At 55.1% G+C, this 18,513-nt stretch carries 12 protein-coding genes, 2 tRNA genes and 3 rRNA genes; 3 read left to right on the top strand and 14 right to left on the bottom strand.

What is annotated here, in order from left to right:
- The first annotated feature begins 96 nt into the window (after positions 1 to 96).
- Positions 97 to 729, top strand: coding sequence for a riboflavin synthase subunit alpha (locus soil367_RS06240; protein WP_136547961.1), 633 nt, complete (start codon positions 97 to 99; stop codon positions 727 to 729).
- Between the two features lie 124 nt (positions 730 to 853).
- Here the strand turns inward: soil367_RS06240 and msrA are convergent, their stop codons facing one another.
- Complete coding sequence (gene msrA, locus soil367_RS06235) at positions 854 to 1,504, bottom strand: peptide-methionine (S)-S-oxide reductase MsrA (protein ID WP_136547959.1); 651 nt, start codon at positions 1,502 to 1,504, stop codon at positions 854 to 856.
- Between the two features lie 253 nt (positions 1,505 to 1,757).
- Between msrA and soil367_RS06230 the strand changes: the two genes are divergently transcribed.
- The gene (locus tag soil367_RS06230; RefSeq protein WP_216642782.1) at positions 1,758 to 2,045 is read left to right on the top strand and encodes an acetyltransferase; all 288 of its coding nucleotides are present in this window, start codon (positions 1,758 to 1,760) and stop codon (positions 2,043 to 2,045) included.
- 29 nt (positions 2,046 to 2,074) lie between these two features.
- Here soil367_RS06230 and soil367_RS06225 read toward each other — a convergent pair whose 3' ends face one another.
- The 11 genes from soil367_RS06225 to soil367_RS06175 form a co-directional block, all read right to left on the bottom strand.
- Positions 2,075 to 2,692, bottom strand: coding sequence for a flavin reductase family protein (locus soil367_RS06225; RefSeq protein ID WP_246065558.1), 618 nt, complete (start codon positions 2,690 to 2,692; stop codon positions 2,075 to 2,077).
- A complete protein-coding gene (locus soil367_RS06220) occupies positions 2,693 to 3,715 on the bottom strand; it encodes a methyltransferase (RefSeq protein ID WP_136547957.1) in 1,023 nt (340 codons plus the stop codon).
- A 399-nt stretch (positions 3,716 to 4,114) separates the two neighbouring features.
- Positions 4,115 to 4,230, bottom strand: a 5S ribosomal RNA gene (gene rrf / locus soil367_RS06215).
- A gap of 132 nt (positions 4,231 to 4,362) precedes the next feature.
- Positions 4,363 to 7,254 (bottom strand): 23S ribosomal RNA (locus soil367_RS06210).
- A gap of 551 nt (positions 7,255 to 7,805) precedes the next feature.
- Positions 7,806 to 7,881 (bottom strand) — tRNA-Ala (locus soil367_RS06205).
- 245 nt (positions 7,882 to 8,126) lie between these two features.
- A tRNA-Ile gene (locus tag soil367_RS06200) sits at positions 8,127 to 8,203 on the bottom strand.
- Positions 8,204 to 8,410: 207 nt separating this feature from the next.
- A 16S ribosomal RNA gene (locus soil367_RS06195) occupies positions 8,411 to 9,946 on the bottom strand.
- Together the 16S, 23S and 5S rRNA genes with 2 tRNA genes alongside form the textbook arrangement of a ribosomal RNA operon.
- A 376-nt stretch (positions 9,947 to 10,322) precedes the next feature.
- The gene (gene purT, locus soil367_RS06190) at positions 10,323 to 11,507 is read right to left on the bottom strand and encodes a formate-dependent phosphoribosylglycinamide formyltransferase (protein WP_136547955.1); all 1,185 of its coding nucleotides are present in this window, start codon (positions 11,505 to 11,507) and stop codon (positions 10,323 to 10,325) included.
- A gap of 2 nt (positions 11,508 to 11,509) precedes the next feature.
- Positions 11,510 to 11,713 (bottom strand): DUF1289 domain-containing protein, encoded by a 204-nt coding sequence (locus soil367_RS06185; RefSeq protein ID WP_136547953.1) that lies wholly within the window; start codon positions 11,711 to 11,713, stop codon positions 11,510 to 11,512.
- Positions 11,710 to 12,249, bottom strand: coding sequence for a gamma carbonic anhydrase family protein (locus soil367_RS06180; protein WP_136547951.1), 540 nt, complete (start codon positions 12,247 to 12,249; stop codon positions 11,710 to 11,712). Before soil367_RS06180 ends, soil367_RS06185 begins: the two co-directional genes overlap by 4 nt.
- Positions 12,246 to 12,839, bottom strand: a complete 594-nt coding sequence (locus soil367_RS06175) for an NUDIX hydrolase (RefSeq protein WP_136547949.1) — start codon at positions 12,837 to 12,839, stop codon at positions 12,246 to 12,248. The genes soil367_RS06180 and soil367_RS06175 overlap by 4 nt, the downstream gene beginning before the upstream one ends.
- 144 nt (positions 12,840 to 12,983) lie before the next feature.
- Here soil367_RS06175 and soil367_RS06170 point away from each other — a divergent pair, with 144 nt between their 5' ends.
- Complete coding sequence (locus tag soil367_RS06170) at positions 12,984 to 13,526, top strand: NUDIX hydrolase (protein ID WP_136547947.1); 543 nt, start codon at positions 12,984 to 12,986, stop codon at positions 13,524 to 13,526.
- A gap of 31 nt (positions 13,527 to 13,557) precedes the next feature.
- Here the strand turns inward: soil367_RS06170 and soil367_RS06165 are convergent, their stop codons facing one another.
- The gene (locus tag soil367_RS06165) at positions 13,558 to 13,869 is read right to left on the bottom strand and encodes a YqfO family protein (protein ID WP_136547945.1); all 312 of its coding nucleotides are present in this window, start codon (positions 13,867 to 13,869) and stop codon (positions 13,558 to 13,560) included.
- Positions 13,870 to 14,423: 554 nt separating this feature from the next.
- The gene (purL, locus tag soil367_RS06160; RefSeq protein WP_136547943.1) at positions 14,424 to 18,326 is read right to left on the bottom strand and encodes a phosphoribosylformylglycinamidine synthase; all 3,903 of its coding nucleotides are present in this window, start codon (positions 18,324 to 18,326) and stop codon (positions 14,424 to 14,426) included.
- Between the last annotated feature and the right edge of the window lie 187 nt (positions 18,327 to 18,513).

Here is an 18,513-nt window from a genome sequence, read left to right as displayed (position 1 = left end):
AGAGTGACGAAATCTAATCATGAGCATAACCACGTTGTTAGCCGTTCAAGCGGCTGAAGGCGGAGAGTCACTGATAGAGCAAGGGGAAGTCTTACGGTGTTCACTGGAATTGTTCAGGGCCTGGCTGAAATCACGCGTATCGAAAAAAAGCCGGGGCTACATACCCTGCAGATACATTTCCCGACTGGCGCTATGGAAAACGTCGCGGTTGGAGCCTCAGTCGCCATAAACGGTGTTTGTCTTACCGTTGTGCAGCAGGAGTCGCGGGATACGATTTGCTTCGATGTAATGATGGAAACACTGTCCTGCACGGGGCTGGGAAAGCTCAGGCATGGCGACAGGGTCAATTTCGAGCGTGCAGCGCGTATAGGTGATGAAATTGGCGGCCACATACTTTCAGGTCATGTTCATACCCAGGCTCGGGTACGCGCCCTGGAGAAGCCCACCAATAACTACCGTTTGACCTTTCAAGTTGACACCGCGTGGATGAAGTACATTTTCCCGAAAGGGTTCATTGCGATCGACGGTGCCAGCCTGACTGTAGCAGAAACCGGCGAAGATACTTTTACCGTGTACCTCATTCCCGAAACGTTGCGCGTCACGCGCTTCGCGTTGTTGGAAGAAGGTGACATGGTGAATATTGAAGTTGACAGCCAGACTCAAGCTATCGTCGACACTCTGGCGCGGCTCGGCTACGACGGGTCAATGCCGCCGCGCAGTAAATATTAGTGTGTTTGCTCTAATTTTACTGACTATTTTAAAACCATCTTTTCGCCCGTCGTTTTATCCTAACCCCTTCGGCCCCATCTGGGGCCTTTTTTACTCTAGTTCGACTTTTATTCTAGCTCGACTTTTATTCGAATTTGATACCGACCGGGCAACGGACACCCGTGCCGCCTAGCCCGCAGTAGCCTTGAGGATTCTTGGCCAGATACTGCTGATGGTAGGACTCCGCATAGTAAAAAGGTCCGGCTGCGGATATTTCGGTTGTGATAGTACCCTTCCCGGCTTCAGATAAAGCCCGCTGAAATATATCGCAACTAGCAAGTGCTGCGCTAAGCTGCGACGAGGTTGTTGTATAGATTGCAGATCTGTACTGGCTGCCTACGTCATTACCTTGCCGCATCCCTTGCGTTGGGTCGTGGCTCTCCCAGAACATCTGCAGGATCCGGTCGAGAGCGACTGTCTTCGGATCAAAGACCACCCTGACAGCTTCCGTATGACCTGTTCGACCGGAGCAGACCTCTTCATAGGTCGGATTTTTCGTGAATCCGCCTGCGTATCCGACAGCGGTTGTCCAGACACCTTCTTGCGTCCAGAAGCAGCGTTCCGCACCCCAAAAGCAGCCCATCCCAAAAACAACTTCTTCCAGTGATTCCGGAAAAGGAGGTTTGATCGGGCGCCCATTAACGAAATGCTCGTTAGTCACTTCCAAGGGGCCGCTACGGCCGGGCAACGCCGACTCCGCGCTTGGCATTTCAACTTGATTTTTAGACAACCACATATGACCTCTCCCCGGGATTCTCAGCGCTTACGCGACTCTTTGGCGACCGACCGCGTTCCGTTTGAAGGTGACCGTGGCACCGATACAGGCGTGAGGCAACTCTAGGCCGACAGCCGCCCGGTCATGTTAATCCTAGTCAGCTAACGTGGCATTACCCATAGTGCTGCACGAGATTACGAAGCGTTTACCTGCTGTCAAAGCCTTGGCAACAATGGCAAGCTGAATTTTTCTCGCTGAAGGAACGGAGCTTGCTATGCTGATGAAGAATCTTGCATCTGGACATCTTATCGAAGTCGAACAATTGGCGGACCTGACCAATCCGTTCTCTACGATTGTCACTGGCCGAGAGCTGTGGGGACAGGAACTGCAAGAGCCAGACGATTTTCGAAAGGCTGAACTGGGCTTTCCCTCAGGTGAGTCACTCCCTCAGTCATGGATCGATCCGGACTACATGGCCCACTCCCAGTCTCACAGCACACAGCCCGGCGCCGGGGATCCGGGCGTACCGGAAGCTGAACGCGCCGGTTACCAAGGCGCTTAGACTGGTGCGGTTACGGGCAGTCCATCGGGTCAACTTGGCCTGGGGATCGTTAAAACCTCGCCCATTTTGCTGTATTCATTCGCGCCAAGTCGGCCAACTGGGTCGAGCATAGCTGCGTCGACTTTCAGTCGTCCTTTCTTATCTTCTATCAGGGCCTTGTCATCGACGTAAAGATGCTGAACCTCTCCAAAAACGAGCGCTTGGCGATTCGTCCCGACTTCCTTCAGTTCGAAAAGCCTGCAAGCCATAGCCACACGACATTGCACAAGCCTTGGCAGGCTAAACCCGGCAAATGGCGTGGTGGTCAGCTCTATCCTGTCGAGTTCTGAGTCCCCGTGCTCCAGTGCACGCGCTGTCTCGGTCATTGGCGCTGCGAGGCCGCTATGGGCTTGATGGATAACGAAGTGCCCGCGCGCCTCGATGTTTACTCGGGTGTCCTTGAAACTACTGTCAGGCTTTTTCCCAACCGAGATCATAACTAAAGGCGGATCGCTGCTGACCGCGGTAAAGTATGAAAATGGCGCCAGATTATAATCACCGGCGGGATTCTCCGTCAGCACCCAAGCGACAGGCCTCGGAATCAATGTTTGCGTGAGACAGTGGTAAACATCACTTGGCGGCAAGCTCTTGAAATCTATATCCATCATCTACCTCACTTTCTGAAGACTCGCGCGATAAACTCTAAACCGACGGTTGTCTGACGCAACTTCGACAGTCCCGAACTGGTCCTCGAGCAGTTGTTGATAAGGTAGAAATGCGTTTGCGACTAACCAGAGTACCCCGCCTGGTAGCAGATGTGCCCTAACCCGTGCAACGAACTGACGAACAATCTCCAGGTCCGTTTTGAGACCGCTATGAAACGGCGGGTTCGACACTATCGTGCCGAACTTACCCGACAGTCCGGCCAGGCCATCGCTGGGCGAAACCTCGCCGATCAGCCCATTGGCGAGGAGCGTCTGTTCGGTGGCCAGAAGAGCCTGCCACTGGATGTCAATGAAGTTGATTTGGAGGGCACCCCAGCGCGCCATCAAGGCCGTCCCGATCACACCTCCGCCGCAGGCAAAATCCAACACAGGGCCTTTCGGCATTTCATCGAGAGACGCGAGTAAAAGTGCCGTTCCCTCATCGAGACGGCCTTGGCTGAACACACCGGGCACATCAACAAGCACAATTTCCTGCTGTTCACTCCCAACAGGAACCTGCGCCGATCGGCGGTACATCCAGTCATCAAGAGAAAACGCCTTGCCCGTGGTTTTAGTAACGTACTCCCAAAGCTGGCAGTGGCGTGCAGAATCCCGTTTACTGCCACAGCCGAGAGTCTTTTGCAGTGCCTTGCCGCTGCTTTCGGTTCCACCTTTCTTCTCGCCAACCAACCACAACCGGGCTCCCGGGTTGAGCTGGCTGAGCGTCCAGGTCATCAGCAGTTCGAACTCTTTACGAGCCTTCGGCATCCAGACAATAGCGAAATCTACGGGATCCGAAGCCACCAGTCCAAATTGGCCTTCCCAGCCATCCCGCGAGCGCAACTGCTGCCAGTGTCCATAGTTCAGAGTCACGAAGCGCCCCGGCGGGAGCTTTGACAGAAGCTCGTCATTAGGCGGGGTGACCATAAGCGCGCCAGACGGCACCTCAGCCAAATGTCGTAGTATCAACTCGCTCGTGGCTTCCAAGGCGCCTCCCGAAAATGAAAATGTCGGCCGAGCGTCAATACCCGCCCGGCAGTAAAGAGCATTAAGAACTACAGAAGTTTAATAGCGAAGCCGGAAGAACCACAACGGAACAGATGTTGGTCGTCCCAAAGCTGCACCAATCGGTGCTAACCGATCGTTGCGAACAGATGGTGAGAGTCAGCCTAACCCGGTTATAAGTCAGCCGGAGAGCAAGAGGCGACATTGTAGAGCAGACACACGGGCGGTAAAAGGCGACGCAGAGGCCCCACGCGGGGCGTTGGTGCGACAGCCGCTCAGTCCCCTGCAGGGCGCAGCTGGCATCAGGCGTGATCCGGGGTGTTAAACGGCGGGCATAAAAAAGCCCCCGGTACAGCTGTACCGGGGGCTTTGGGTTTAGGCGCCTGACGATGACCTACTCTCACATGGGGGATCCCCACACTACCATTGGCGCTGAGTGGTTTCACTGCTGAGTTCGGAAAGGGATCAGGTGGTTCCCGCTCGCTATGGTCGTCAGGCAAACTGTTACGCGGTGCGGTGTTGTGCACGGTGCGTGTTTGATTGATCACTGGGAAGGCGAGATAGAACGCGTGAGGGACTCACGTCGATCGATAATCAAGGTTACCCGGCCAAGTTGGCTTGGGTGTTATATAGTCAAGCCGCACGAGTCATTAGTATCGGTTAGCTCAACGCCTTGCAGCGCTTACACACCCGACCTATCAACGTCCTGGTCTTGGACGGCTCTTCAGGGACCTCGAGGGTCCAGGGAGATCTCATCTTGAAGGGGGCTTCCCGCTTAGATGCTTTCAGCGGTTATCCTGTCCGAACATAGCTACCGGGCAATGCCACTGGCGTGACAACCCGAACACCAGAGGTTCGTCCACTCCGGTCCTCTCGTACTAGGAGCAGCTCTTCTCAAATCTCCAACGTCCACGGCAGATAGGGACCGAACTGTCTCACGACGTTCTAAACCCAGCTCGCGTACCACTTTAAATGGCGAACAGCCATACCCTTGGGACCGGCTTCAGCCCCAGGATGTGATGAGCCGACATCGAGGTGCCAAACACCGCCGTCGATGTGAACTCTTGGGCGGTATCAGCCTGTTATCCCCGGAGTACCTTTTATCCGTTGAGCGATGGCCCTTCCATACAGAACCACCGGATCACTATGACCTACTTTCGTACCTGCTCGACGTGTCTGTCTCGCAGTCAAGCGGGCTTGTGCCATTACACTAACCGCACGATGTCCGACCGTGCTTAGCCCACCTTTGTGCTCCTCCGTTACGCTTTAGGAGGAGACCGCCCCAGTCAAACTACCCACCACACAGTGTCCTCGCCCCGGATAACGGGGCTAAGTTAGAACCTCAAACAGTTCAGGCTGGTATTTCAAGGTTGGCTCCACGATGACTGGCGTCACCGCTTCAAAGCCTCCCAGCTATCCTACACAAAACGGCTCAAAGTTCACTGTGAAGCTATAGTAAAGGTTCACGGGGTCTTTCCGTCTAGCCGCGGATACACCGCATCTTCACGGCGATTTCAATTTCACTGAGTCTCGGGTAGAGACAGCGCCCCCATCGTTACGCCATTCGTGCAGGTCGGAACTTACCCGACAAGGAATTTCGCTACCTTAGGACCGTTATAGTTACGGCCGCCGTTTACCGGGGCTTCGATCAAGAGCTTCGCCGAAGCTAACCCCATCAATTAACCTTCCGGCACCGGGCAGGCGTCACACCGTATACGTCCTCTTACGAGTTTGCACAGTGCTGTGTTTTTAATAAACAGTCGCAGGGGCCTGGTATCTTCGACCGGCTTCCGCTCCACCCGCAGGGGCTTCACGTAATACCGGCGTGCCTTCTCCCGAAGTTACGGCACCATTTTGCCTAGTTCCTTTACCCGAGTTTTCTCAAGCGCCTTGGTATTCTCTACCTGACCACCTGTGTCGGTTTGGGGTACGGTTCTTTTATACCTGAAGCTTAGAGGCTTTTCCTGGAAGCAGGGCATCAATCACTTCGCGCCCTGAAAGGGCACTCGTATTCGCATCTCAGCATTATGGGACCGGATTTGCCTAATCCCACTGCCTACGTGCTTGAACCGGGATATCCAACACCCGGCTGACCTAGCCTTCTCCGTCCCCTCATCGCAGTATAAAAAAGTACGGGAATATTAACCCGTTTCCCATCGACTACACCTTTCGGTCTCGCCTTAGGGGCCGACTTACCCTGCGCCGATTAACGTTGCGCAGGAAACCTTGGTCTTCCGGCGTGCGGGTTTTTCACCCGCATTATCGTTACTCATGTCAGCATTCGCACTTCTGATATCTCCAGCAAGCTTCTCAACTCACCTTCGCAGACTTACAGAACGCTCCCCTACCACCCGTACAGAGTACGGATCCGCAGCTTCGGTGCCTAGTTTGAGCCCCGTTACATCTTCCGCGCAGGCCGACTCGACTAGTGAGCTATTACGCTTTCCTTAAAGGATGGCTGCTTCTAAGCCAACCTCCTAGCTGTCTGTGCCTTCCCACATCGTTTCCCACTTAACTAGAACTTTGGGACCTTAGCTGGCGGTCTGGGTTGTTTCCCTCTTCACGACGGACGTTAGCACCCGCCGTGTGTCTCCCATGATTGCACTTCTCGGTATTCGGAGTTTGCATCGGGTTGGTAAGTCGAGATGACCCCCTAGCCGAAACAGTGCTCTACCCCCGAGAGTGAGACATGAGGCGCTACCTAAATAGCTTTCGGGGAGAACCAGCTATCTCCGGGCTTGATTAGCCTTTCACTCCGATCCACAAGTCATCCCCTGGCTTTTCAACGACAGTGGGTTCGGTCCTCCAGTGCGTGTTACCGCACCTTCAACCTGCTCATGGATAGATCGCCCGGTTTCGGGTCTATACCTAGCGACTGATTCGCCCTATTCAGACTCGGTTTCCCTACGGCTCCCCTATACGGTTAACCTCGCCACTAAGCATAAGTCGCTGACCCATTATACAAAAGGTACGCCGTCACCGAACAAGTCGGCTCCGACTGCTTGTACGCACACGGTTTCAGGGTCTATTTCACTCCCCTCACAGGGGTTCTTTTCGCCTTTCCCTCACGGTACTGGTTCACTATCGGTCAGTCAGGAGTATTTAGCCTTGGAGGATGGTCCCCCCATGTTCAGACAAGGTTTCTCGTGCCCCGTCCTACTCGATTTCACTAGACTCAGGTTTCGGATACGGGGCTATCACCCACTATGGCGGCTCTTTCCAGGGCCTTCTCCTACCAGTTGTCTAGCTTAAGGGCTAGTCCCCGTTCGCTCGCCGCTACTTAGGGAATCTCGGTTGATTTCTTTTCCTTCGGGTACTTAGATGTTTCAGTTCCCCGAGTTCGCCTCTTACGCCTATGTATTCAGCGCAAGATACCTGGCCGAAACCAGGTGGGTTTCCCCATTCGGACATCTCCGGATCAAAGCTTGTTTGCCAGCTCCCCGAAGCTTTTCGCAGGCTACAACGTCCTTCATCGCCTCTGACTGCCAAGGCATCCACCGTGTGCGCTTGATTGCTTGACTATATAACCCCAAACCAACTTTTTGACCGTCGCCTGAGGCTGTCATGCTGCGTTGCAGTCTTCGTTCGCTCGGTCACATACCAATGTATGCTCCCTCGCTCGCTCAGCCTGCGCCTTGCCTGACAACCTCATGCTTGATCAAAACCGCGGGTGTCCTTTTGTGCTCACCCACCGTCGACTCAAGATTGCAATCCAACGATATTACACCGGATAACGCTTGATTATCTCTCGAACACCGTAACCCTGGTGTCACCCAAAAAGCCGAAGCTTCTCGCCTGACGCATCGGTTACGATGCCTTCTATCTCGCCACATTGTTAAAGAGCAACTGATCCCAGTGATCAGAAATCAGGCCAGATCGGTCTGGACTCATTTCTGTGCACTACTATCCGTAAAGTGTTTTCGGTCAAGCAACCGTTGGCCAATTTCCAGGGTGGAAATTGGTGGAGCCAGGCGGGTCGAAGTCGTGCGCGACCCCGGTCCGACCTCCTGCGTGCAAGGCAGGCGCTCGTCTATCTTCGTTCTTTCCGTCTCACATCAATCTCTTTCGAAATTGGTGGAGCCAGGCGGGATCGAACCGCCGACCTCCTGCGTGCAAGGCAGGCGCTCTCCCAGCTGAGCTATGGCCCCTGGCTTGTCCAAAGCGGTTTATGCCGCGTTGCAGTCTGCACTCAGGCGGTCATGTACACGTATGTACACTCCCTTCTTCGCTTAGCCTGCGCCTTGCCTAAACCACTTTGCCCGGCGCCAGCTGAGTCACCCTCAACTTAACACCGTCAAACTCGGTCAACTCGGCAATCGTTCAGATCAAGGCGCGTTAAGGTGCCGCATAGCCTGCTATGCAAACCTTAACGCAACGCCGAGCTGGGCGATTGTGGTGGGTCTGGGTGGATTTGAACCACCGACCTCACCCTTATCAGGGGTGCGCTCTAACCAACTGAGCTACAGACCCGGTTTCGCTTGTCTTCACACCGACTGGCCGCGTTGCAGTCCTCGCTCATTCGGTCACGTACTTTGAGTACGCTCCCTCATTCGCTCTGCCTGCGCCTTGCCACTCGGCGCGAATCCGGCGCCAAACCCCCAGGTCTGTACGCCTTTGCTCTTTCTACCGGTCAAGCAATTCGTGTGGATGCTAATCTGGAACAGTCCAATCATCGTTTAAGGAGGTGATCCAGCCGCAGGTTCCCCTACGGCTACCTTGTTACGACTTCACCCCAGTCATGAACCACACCGTGGTAGTCGTCCTCCTTGCGGTTAGACTAACTACTTCTGGTGCAATCCACTCCCATGGTGTGACGGGCGGTGTGTACAAGGCCCGGGAACGTATTCACCGCGACATTCTGATTCGCGATTACTAGCGATTCCGACTTCACGGAGTCGAGTTGCAGACTCCGATCCGGACTACGACGCGTTTTAAGGGATTGGCTCAACCTCGCGGGTTTGCAGCCCTCTGTGCGCGCCATTGTAGCACGTGTGTAGCCCTGGCCGTAAGGGCCATGATGACCTGACGTCATCCCCACCTTCCTCCGGTTTGTCACCGGCAGTCTCCCTAGAGTTCCCGACCGAATCGCTGGTAACTAAGGACAGGGGTTGCGCTCGTTACGGGACTTAACCCAACATCTCACGACACGAGCTGACGACGGCCATGCAGCACCTGTCACTGCGCTCCCGAAGGCACCCCTCTGTCTCCAGAGGGTTCGCAGGATGTCAAGGCCAGGTAAGGTTCTTCGCGTTGCGTCGAATTAAACCACATGCTCCACCGCTTGTGCGGGCCCCCGTCAATTCATTTGAGTTTTAACCTTGCGGCCGTACTCCCCAGGCGGTCAACTTAGTGCGTTAGCTGCGTCACTAAGGATTCAAGATCCCCAACGACTAGTTGACATCGTTTACAGCGTGGACTACCAGGGTATCTAATCCTGTTTGCTCCCCACGCTTTCGCACCTCAGCGTCAGTATTGGTCCAGGTAGTCGCCTTCGCCACTGGTGTTCCTTCCTATATCTACGCATTTCACCGCTACACAGGAAATTCCACTACCCTCTACCATACTCCAGTCAGACAGTTCAGAATGCCATTCCTAGGTTAAGCCCAGGGCTTTCACATCCTGCTTATCAAACCGCCTACGCGCGCTTTACGCCCAGTAATTCCGATTAACGCTTGCACCCTCCGTATTACCGCGGCTGCTGGCACGGAGTTAGCCGGTGCTTCTTCTGCGGGTAACGTCAATCCCACAGGGTATTAACCTGTGAGCCTTCCTCCCCGCTGAAAGTGCTTTACAACCCGAAAGCCTTCTTCACACACGCGGCATGGCTGGATCAGGGTTGCCCCCATTGTCCAATATTCCCCACTGCTGCCTCCCGTAGGAGTCTGGGCCGTGTCTCAGTCCCAGTGTGGCTGATCATCCTCTCAAACCAGCTACGGATCGTCGCCTTGGTAGGCCTTTACCCCACCAACTAGCTAATCCGACATGGGCTCATCCGATAACGCAAGGTCCGAAGATCCCCTGCTTTCCCCCGTAGGGCGTATGCGGTATTAATCCGGGTTTCCCCGGGCTATCCCCCATTACCGGGCAGATTCCCATGCATTACTCACCCGTCCGCCGCTCGTCAGCATCCCGAAGGACCTGTTACCGCTCGACTTGCATGTGTTAAGCCTGCCGCCAGCGTTCAATCTGAGCCATGATCAAACTCTTCAGTTTAATCTTGCAAAATCCCGAAGGATTTAAATACTGCTCAAAGTTAATCACTCGCATCAATTCACGAGTCACTATCTCTGATAATCTTTATCAGACTATCCCAGATAGCACCCACACGAATTGCTTGACCGTATTGTTAAAGAGCGCAAGGCGTTTCGTTTGCCTTGTCGAGGTGGCGTATTCTACTGCCTTCCTCGGGGGAGTCAAGCTAAATTTGCAGGTTTCTTTTCCCTGCCGCCAACTCCCCAAAAACCAAAATAATACGGGAAATCAACTGCTTAACTCACCCTCCTTCGCCTGCCCAACGGGCGTTTACCGCGAAAGAGGGGCGCATTATAAAGACCTCACAGCCGAGGTCAATAGGTCTGCAAAAAAAGAATTACTTCAACTCGACTCGAATTGCAGCTGCCGCCCGAGATGCCCGGACCTTTGCCTCCTCCAGGGTGGAAGCACGTGCCAATGCCACGCCCATACGGCGACGCCCAGCCACTTCAGGTTTGGCGAACAACCTCAGCTCGGTGTCGGGTTCTGCAAGGGCTAGCTCAAGCCCTTCATAGGCGGGGCTGGTTGAACTCCCGCTAGGCAATATCACCGCAGAGGCGCTGGGCCCGTGCTGACGGATTACAGGAACGGGCAGCCCCAGAATCGCGCGTACATGCAGCGCAAACTCGGAAAGGTCCTGGGAGCAGAGCGTTACCAGACCCGTATCGTGCGGCCGCGGAGACACTTCGCTGAAAATCACCTCATCGCCGCTAACGAAAAGCTCCACACCAAACACGCCCCAACCGCCGAGCGCCCGGGTAACTTCTGAAGCGATTTCCTGTGCGCGTTCCAGCGCCAGCTCCGACATAGGGTGGGGTTGCCACGACTCCCGGTAGTCGCCATCTTCCTGGCGATGCCCTATCGGCAGGCAAAAACTGACTCCGTCCGCATGCTGCACAGTGAGCAAAGTGATCTCGTAGTCGAACCTGACCCACCCTTCTACAATAACCCTGCCTTTTCCTGCGCGCCCCCCTTTCTGGGCGTAATCCCAGGCAGCCTCAACCTCTGTTTCTGAGCGGACCAGCGACTGGCCCTTACCCGACGAACTCATCACTGGCTTGACCACGCAGGGGTAGCCAATTTCCGCAATGGCTGTCCGAAATTCAGATTCATTGCTCGCAAACCTGTAGGGTGATGTTTTCAACTCCAGCTCCTCAGCTGCCAGCCGCCGAATACCTTCCCTGTTCATGGTCAGATCGACCGCGCGCGCGGATGGGACAACGCGGTAGCCTTCCCGCTCGAGCTTGATGAGCTCACCGGTCGCAATTGCTTCGACTTCCGGCACGATAAGATCGGGACGCTCCGATTCTACTATCGCCCGCAAGGCCATTGGGTCGAGCATATCAACCACGCAGGAACGATGGGCGACCTGCATCGCTGGCGCGTTCTCATACCGGTCGATTGCTACCACTTCAACACCAAGCCGATGCAGTTCAATGGCTACCTCTTTGCCCAGCTCCCCAGCGCCGCACAGCAATACCTTGAGCCTGTTTTCACAGCCGGGCGTACCGATCTTCAACATAACTATTGTTTTCCTGCATTGATGCAAAGAGCAGAAGCCCCTTCTCGCCGGGCTACATTATCCATCACCCGCTTTTTTTCACCGACCGTCATGCCACCCCACCTGGAGATCTCATCGCCCGTGCGAAGACAGCCAATACACAGATCATTCTCATCCAGAGCACAAACGCTGACGCAAGGGGACGCCGGACCTTCACCTGAGCTCATTTGTCACCCTCGGAGAATTGCTCCTCCAGATGCTCCCGATAACGCTTGGCGTTCTCGACATAATGAGCCGCACTCAACTCCAGCATCTGCATCTGCTGGGGTGTCAGACTCTTTTTAATTTTTCCGGGTGAACCCACCACCATCGAGCCATCCGGAATTTCCATTCTCTCGGGTATCAATGTATTGGCCCCTATCAGGCAGTGCTTGCCAATTTTCGCGCCGTTCAGAACTACAGCATTGATCCCGACTAACGTGAAATCACCAATCTGGCACCCGTGGAGCATGGCCTTATGTCCAACAGTCACGCCTTTACCCAGCGTCAGTTTCACACCTGCATCAGTATGGAGCACAGCGCCATCCTGAACGTTTGAGTCAGCCCCGATGGTTATGAGGTCGTTATCGCCCCGTATAACCACGTTGAACCAGATACTGCTTCGCGCTTCCAGGCATACGGATCCAATAACGGTTGCGTTAGGGGCAACAAATTGCCCATCACCATTGAAATTCACTGAGCGCTGCTGAAGCTTGTAGATCATGTTTTCTCCTTGGCTATAGCCCGGGTCAGGTCAATACCGGCGTCGAACGCGACGTTGAGGAAATCCGCCAGCACGATCGCGGACATTCCCCAGATCTGGTAGCCCGACCACTCCCAGCAGGGAACGTACATGCGCACATTTCGAAATCGGATCTCATCGGTTCGCAGACGCCTGTCTTCCAGAAAAAATGAAACTGGCACCCGAAAGATACTGTCAATCTCCGCCGGATTAGGCGAAAGCGTCTCTTGCCCAGAAATGATGCCCACAAAGGGACTGACCAGAATACCGTAGCGCGATATTACCTGACTCAGCGGCGCCACCACCTCAACGCACTCAGGGTTCAGGCCGATTTCCTCATGACTTTCCCTAAGAGCGGTCGCGACAAGATCATCGTCGTGCTGCTCTCGCCTGCCGCCTGGAAAAGCGACCTGGCCCCGGTGCGTATTCATATGGGCGGCACGCTGGGTGAGAATGATTTCGGGATCGCTGGCCGAGTCAGTCACGGGCACGAGCACGCCCGCTTCCGGATAATTGAAAGAGAGCTTTCTTGGCGTGTAGGCACCGAGCTTTTCGCGCATGGTGGTTATCAACAGAAAGGTCCTTTCACTTGTTCAGTTAGCGTGTTCAGTTAGCGGAGGCGCATGCACCCCAACAATACCACAGCTTGAGGTAGGGTCCGACTGGCTCGTCCGCCTCGGCTGTTATATTCTGGGCGGCCGATTCTGGAGGTATGGATGAAATATTGCGGAGAATGCGGAAACCCTGTTGAGCAGCGAGTTCCTCAAGGCGATAACCGGACACGGGACATTTGTACCGTCTGCGAGGTCATCCATTACACCAACCCCCGAATTGTCGCAGGCACAATACCAGTATGGAAGAACCAGGTGTTGCTCTGCCGTAGAGCGATTGAACCTCGTTACGGGTACTGGACATTGCCAGCAGGCTTCATGGAAAACGCTGAATCGACGACCGAAGCCGCAATCCGGGAGACCTGGGAAGAAGCCATGGCGAGAGTGAGCGTACAGGGCCTCTACACCATGATCAGCGTTCCACACATCGATCAGGTACACCTTTTTTTCCGCGCGGTCTTGGTAGACGGGACATTTGGAGCGGGACCAGAGTCACTGGAAACAAGGCTCTTTACGGAGGCAGACATACCCTGGGATGAAATCTCATTCCCCACGGTAAAACGCACGCTTGAGCTGTATTTCGAAGACCGTAAACAGGCTGATTACCCCCTGCACGTATCCGATATTCGGCGTCCACTGAAAACCTGATCCTGCAGCCAGATTTAACTGCCAGATCGACTCATAGTGGCTCGAGCCGATAAACTTCGTAAGCAGGCTCCTCATAAGGATGCGCCAGCTTCAACGCTGCAATAGCGGCCTGGATAGTCTCCTCGCTACAAACCATCTCAACCTTGTATTCAGCCACATACTCAACGTGGCCATGCTGACCAATGTGCGGTGAGCTGCCTGGAAGCGGGCGGAATTGCCCCTGCCCGCGCGTTTGCCAGGCGCAGCTGTCATAGTCACCCATTTTACCCGCGCCCGATTCGAAAACAGCTTTTTTAGTTGCCTCAACATGGGACTCAGGTACAAAAAAACTAAGCTTGTACACTTCAACCTCCGCACTGAGCGATCCAAAAAATGGCCTTCGTATTCTCCTGAAGCTTTCGGTTTGAAATCACCTCAAAAGCATCGTTTTACGTTACCCGCTTCCCGCTCTTTCCACCAGTCCGGGCACCCAGACTCACCAAATATTGGCTCTGCACTTTCAGTGAGTTGGTCGCTGCTTCGGGTTACCCACAAATTCTGTGGATAACTATGGGGATATTATCTTGAGAGAGTCGCTGAAGCCGCGCCGTTGCAGCGCTTTCCTTAAATTGGTGAGTTTTTCACCTCACCATTTAACCTTTTATTTTTCAGCAAGTTATTAAAATCAACATGTTTTGGCGTAACGCGACAGATGTCGAGGCAGATATCGAGATAGCGCCCCGCAACCTCACTTTCATACTGTGCATAAAATACTATTGTCAAGACTCTGATTCAGCAAAATATAAAGCTTTTCAACCGCGACCCGTCCGCAAGCGAAGCATTTTAGCGCCCGGCCTATTGCCCATAAAAAAACCGGATCAGCCAAAGGCGGATCCGGTTTTTTCTACGCTGATGAATCTAGCCCAGCCACTTGCGCGCATTGCGGAACAGCCGCAGCCAGGGACCGTCCTCTGCCCACTCCCCCGGATGCCATGAGTGCTGCACCGTGCGAAATACCCGCTCAGGATGCGGCATCAGAATGGTTACCCTGCCATCATCCGAACACAGCCCTGCGACGCCTTCAGGTGAGCCATTAGGATTACGCGGGTAGGCCTCGGTAGCCTGGCCGTAGTGATCCACGTAACGAAGTGCCAGTTGGCTCTGCGCCTTGAGCTTGGCCAGGGCATCGCCATTCCGGAACTCTGCTCGGCCCTCCCCATGCGCCACCGCTATCGGCATTCGTGAGCCTTCCATTCCGGCGAAAAAGGCCGACTTGGAGCCCGTCACCTCGACCATAACGAGCCGCGCCTCAAACTGCTCGGATTCATTTCTGACGAACCGCGGCCAGTGCTCTGTGCCGGCGATCAGCTCCCTGAGGTTGGAGAGCATCTGGCAGCCGTTACATACCCCAAGAGACAGTGTATCGTTCCGGTCGAAGAAGGCCTTGAACTGGTCGCGGGCGCGGCTGTTAAAGAGGATCGACTTGGCCCACCCCTCCCCTGCACCGAGAACATCTCCGTATGAGAACCCTCCACAGGCGACCAGCGCCTGGAAAGAATCCAGACTTACCCGCCCTGATAGAAGATCGCTCATGTGGACGTCGACGCTGGAAAAGCCGGCGCGGTCAAAACCAGCTGCCATCTCAACCTGACCATTAACGCCCTGCTCCCGCAGAATCGCGATTCTGGGCCGGCTCTTCTTACTGATGAACGGCGCCGCGACATCATCAGCCGGATCAAACGAGAGCTTTGCGTGCAGGCCCGGGTCCCCGTCGTCAAGTAGCAGGTCAAATTCAGACTGCGCGCAAGCTTCGTTGTCCCGTAGAGACTGAAGTCGGTAACTGGTCTCAGCCCATATACGCTGAAAATACTGCCGGGGCTGATCAATGATGGGGTCTCCGCCGAACCGGAACCGTATCCGATCGTCTTCTGCCGGCCTGCCGATCACCGATACACATTCACCGAGTCCGGCAACGTTGAACTGGTGCAGAACATCGGGGGTATCGCCCTGACGAACCTGAATGACAGCACCGAGCTCCTCGTTAAACAATTCACGGGGCAATTGGGTTCCATCATCGGCCAGCACGTCGAGCTTGATATCGACGCCCGTCCTGCCGGAAAAGGCCATTTCTACCAGAGTGACGAACATGCCCCCATCAGAGCGGTCATGATATGCCAGGATCCGGTTATCGGCGTTCAGGCCCTGTATGACAGCGAAGAATGCCTTAAGATCTTCGGGGTCTTCGACATCCGGCGCGATCGCGCCGACTTCCTGGTAAACCTGCGCCAATGCAGAGCCGCCAAGCCGGTTCTGGCCCGCTGCCAGATCGATAAGTATCAGATCAGTTTCGCCGGCATCTGTCCGGAGCTGCGGGGTTAGCGTGCGACGGATATCCTCGACGGGCGCAAATGCACTGATAACAAGCGAGAGCGGTGCCGTCACGCTGCGCTGCTCGCCGCTCTCCTCCCACACGGTCTTCATAGACATGGAATCTTTGCCGACCGGGATGGCTATGCCTAACGCCGGACACATTTCCATTCCGACTGCCCGTACAGTCTCGTAGAGGTTTTCGTCTTCGCCGGGGTGCCCGGCAGCGGCCATCCAGTTCGCAGACAGCCGTATGTCCGATATTTCTGCAATTGAAGCCGCGGCTATGTTGGTTATTGCCTCGCCCACAGCCATCCGGCCAGACGCTGGCGCATCAACGCAGGCAACAGGCGTGCGCTCGCCCATGGCCATGGCTTCGCCATAATAGCCATGATATGAGGCTGACGTGACGGCCACATCCGAAACGGGGACCTGCCACGGTCCCACCATCTGGTCCCGGGCCACAAGCCCGGTGATCGTGCGGTCGCCGATGGTGATCAGGAAGCTCTTACTGGCAACAGAGGGCAGCCTGAGAATTCGCTCAGCCGCTTCGTTCACATCGATCTGTCCCGAGTGAAAGACCCGTTTGGTGAAGCTTGAGCTCTCGACACTGCGGTGCATGCGTGGGGGCTTGCCGAACAGGACATTCATCGGCAGATCAACCGGTGCGTTGCCGAAATAGGCGTCCGCCAGGTTCAGATGCATCTCCTCGGTTGCTTCGCCCACTACCGCGAAGGGGCAGCGTTCACGGCGGCAAATAGCGTCAAAGCGATCCAGGTTCTCCGGCGCAACTGCGAGAACGTAGCGCTCCTGAGACTCATTGCACCAGATTTCGACCGGTGACATTCCGGGCTCATCGTTGGGTATGTCACGCAATTCAAAGCGGCCGCCGCGACCGCCGTCTTTCACCAGTTCAGGCATGGCGTTGGACAGACCGCCTGCGCCTACGTCATGAATGAAGGCGATGGGGTTATTGGAACCCATCTGCCAGCAACGGTCTATGACTTCCTGGCAGCGCCTTTCCATCTCCGGATTTTCGCGCTGCACCGAGGCGAAATCCAGATCCTCATGACTGGAGCCCGAGTCCATGGACGACGCAGCGCCACCGCCAAGCCCTATCAGCATGGCTGGCCCACCCAGCACAATCAGCTTGGCTCCGACGGGTATTTCCCCTTTTTCTACGTGATCCGCACGTATATTGCCCAACCCACCGGCCAGCATGATCGGCTTGTGATAGCCCCGCACTTCATACCCTGCCGGTGACGCAACCTGCTGCTCGAAGGTTCTAAAGTAACCACACAGGTTTGGCCGACCGAACTCATTGTTAAATGACGCGCCGCCAATAGGGCCCTCCAGCATGATCTGAAGAGGCGACGCGATCCTGTCTGGCTTGCCGAAGTCGGTCTCCCAGGGCTGAACGAAGTCGGGTATCCGCAGATTGGAGACACTGAATCCGGTCAGCCCCGCCTTGGGCTTCGAACCACGACCTGTCGCCCCCTCATCCCTGATCTCTCCACCCGATCCAGTGGCCGCGCCCGAATGGGGAGAAATCGCCGTTGGGTGATTATGGGTCTCCACTTTCATCAGAATGTGGATGTCTTCTTCGTTGAAGCGATATTCACCGCTCCCGGCTTCAGGGTAAAAGCGGCCGCCTTTGTGACCCGCTATCACCGAGGCGTTATCTTTATACGCCGATAACACGCCTTCACTGTGCATCTCGTGGGTGTTTCGGATCATCGCGAACAGGGACTTGGTCTGCGCTTCTCCATCAATATCCCAGGACGCATTGAAAATCTTGTGCCGGCAATGCTCAGAATTTGCCTGGGCGAACATCATCAGCTCGACGTCGCTCGGGTTACGCTCCAGGCGGGTAAACGCCTCTACAAGGTAGTCGATTTCGTCCTCGGCCAGCGCCAGACCGAGCGTCACATTGGCAGCTTCCAGAGCGGCGCGCCCGTCCTCAATAATAGCAATGGTGGACAAGGGCTTGGGCTCGTGCTGACTGAACAGCAACTCGGCACCCGCCATTTCATGAAAGACACGCTCGGTCATGCGGTCATGAAGTCGTGCCGCAAGCAGCTCCCGCTGCTGAAGTGTCAGTTTCTGCTGGGTGCGAACGTAATAAGCCACCCCGCGCTCAATACGACGGACCTGGCGTAAACCACAATTGTGGGCAATGTCAGTGGCTTTGCTGGACCATGGCGATATGGTTCCTGGCCGTGGCACGACCAGGAAAAGTACCCCGTCGGCGGGCTCGACATCAGTTCGGGGGCCATAGGTCAGAAGTCGATTCAGGACGTCTACCTGCTGCTCCGCCAAATCCCCCGTAATATCGACAAAGTGCATAAACTCGGCGTAAATCGACTGAACACCTGGCTCTTCGGCCTGGATACCTTCAAGCAACTTACGAACACGGAAAACAGAAAGAGCAGGAGCGCCACGCAGTTCCAGCATGTTTGAGCTTGCCTCACGCTGTATTGGGGAGAAAAGAGGAATCCGGAGCGGAAATGAGGCCGGTATGATACTGGATATCGCTGTCGGGATACAGCCAATAAGCGACAATGCCCCAGCTGCTAATTGACAACGTTTTTCACAATCCGAAGAACAATAGATTGACTGAAAAATAGCATCTCGGCGATGA

The sequence above is a fragment of the Hydrocarboniclastica marina genome, assembly GCF_004851605.1.
Lineage (GTDB): Bacteria > Pseudomonadota > Gammaproteobacteria > Pseudomonadales > Oleiphilaceae > Hydrocarboniclastica > Hydrocarboniclastica marina.
Note: the sequence above shows the minus strand (reverse complement) of the source record. Positions and strands in the feature narration are given on the sequence as shown.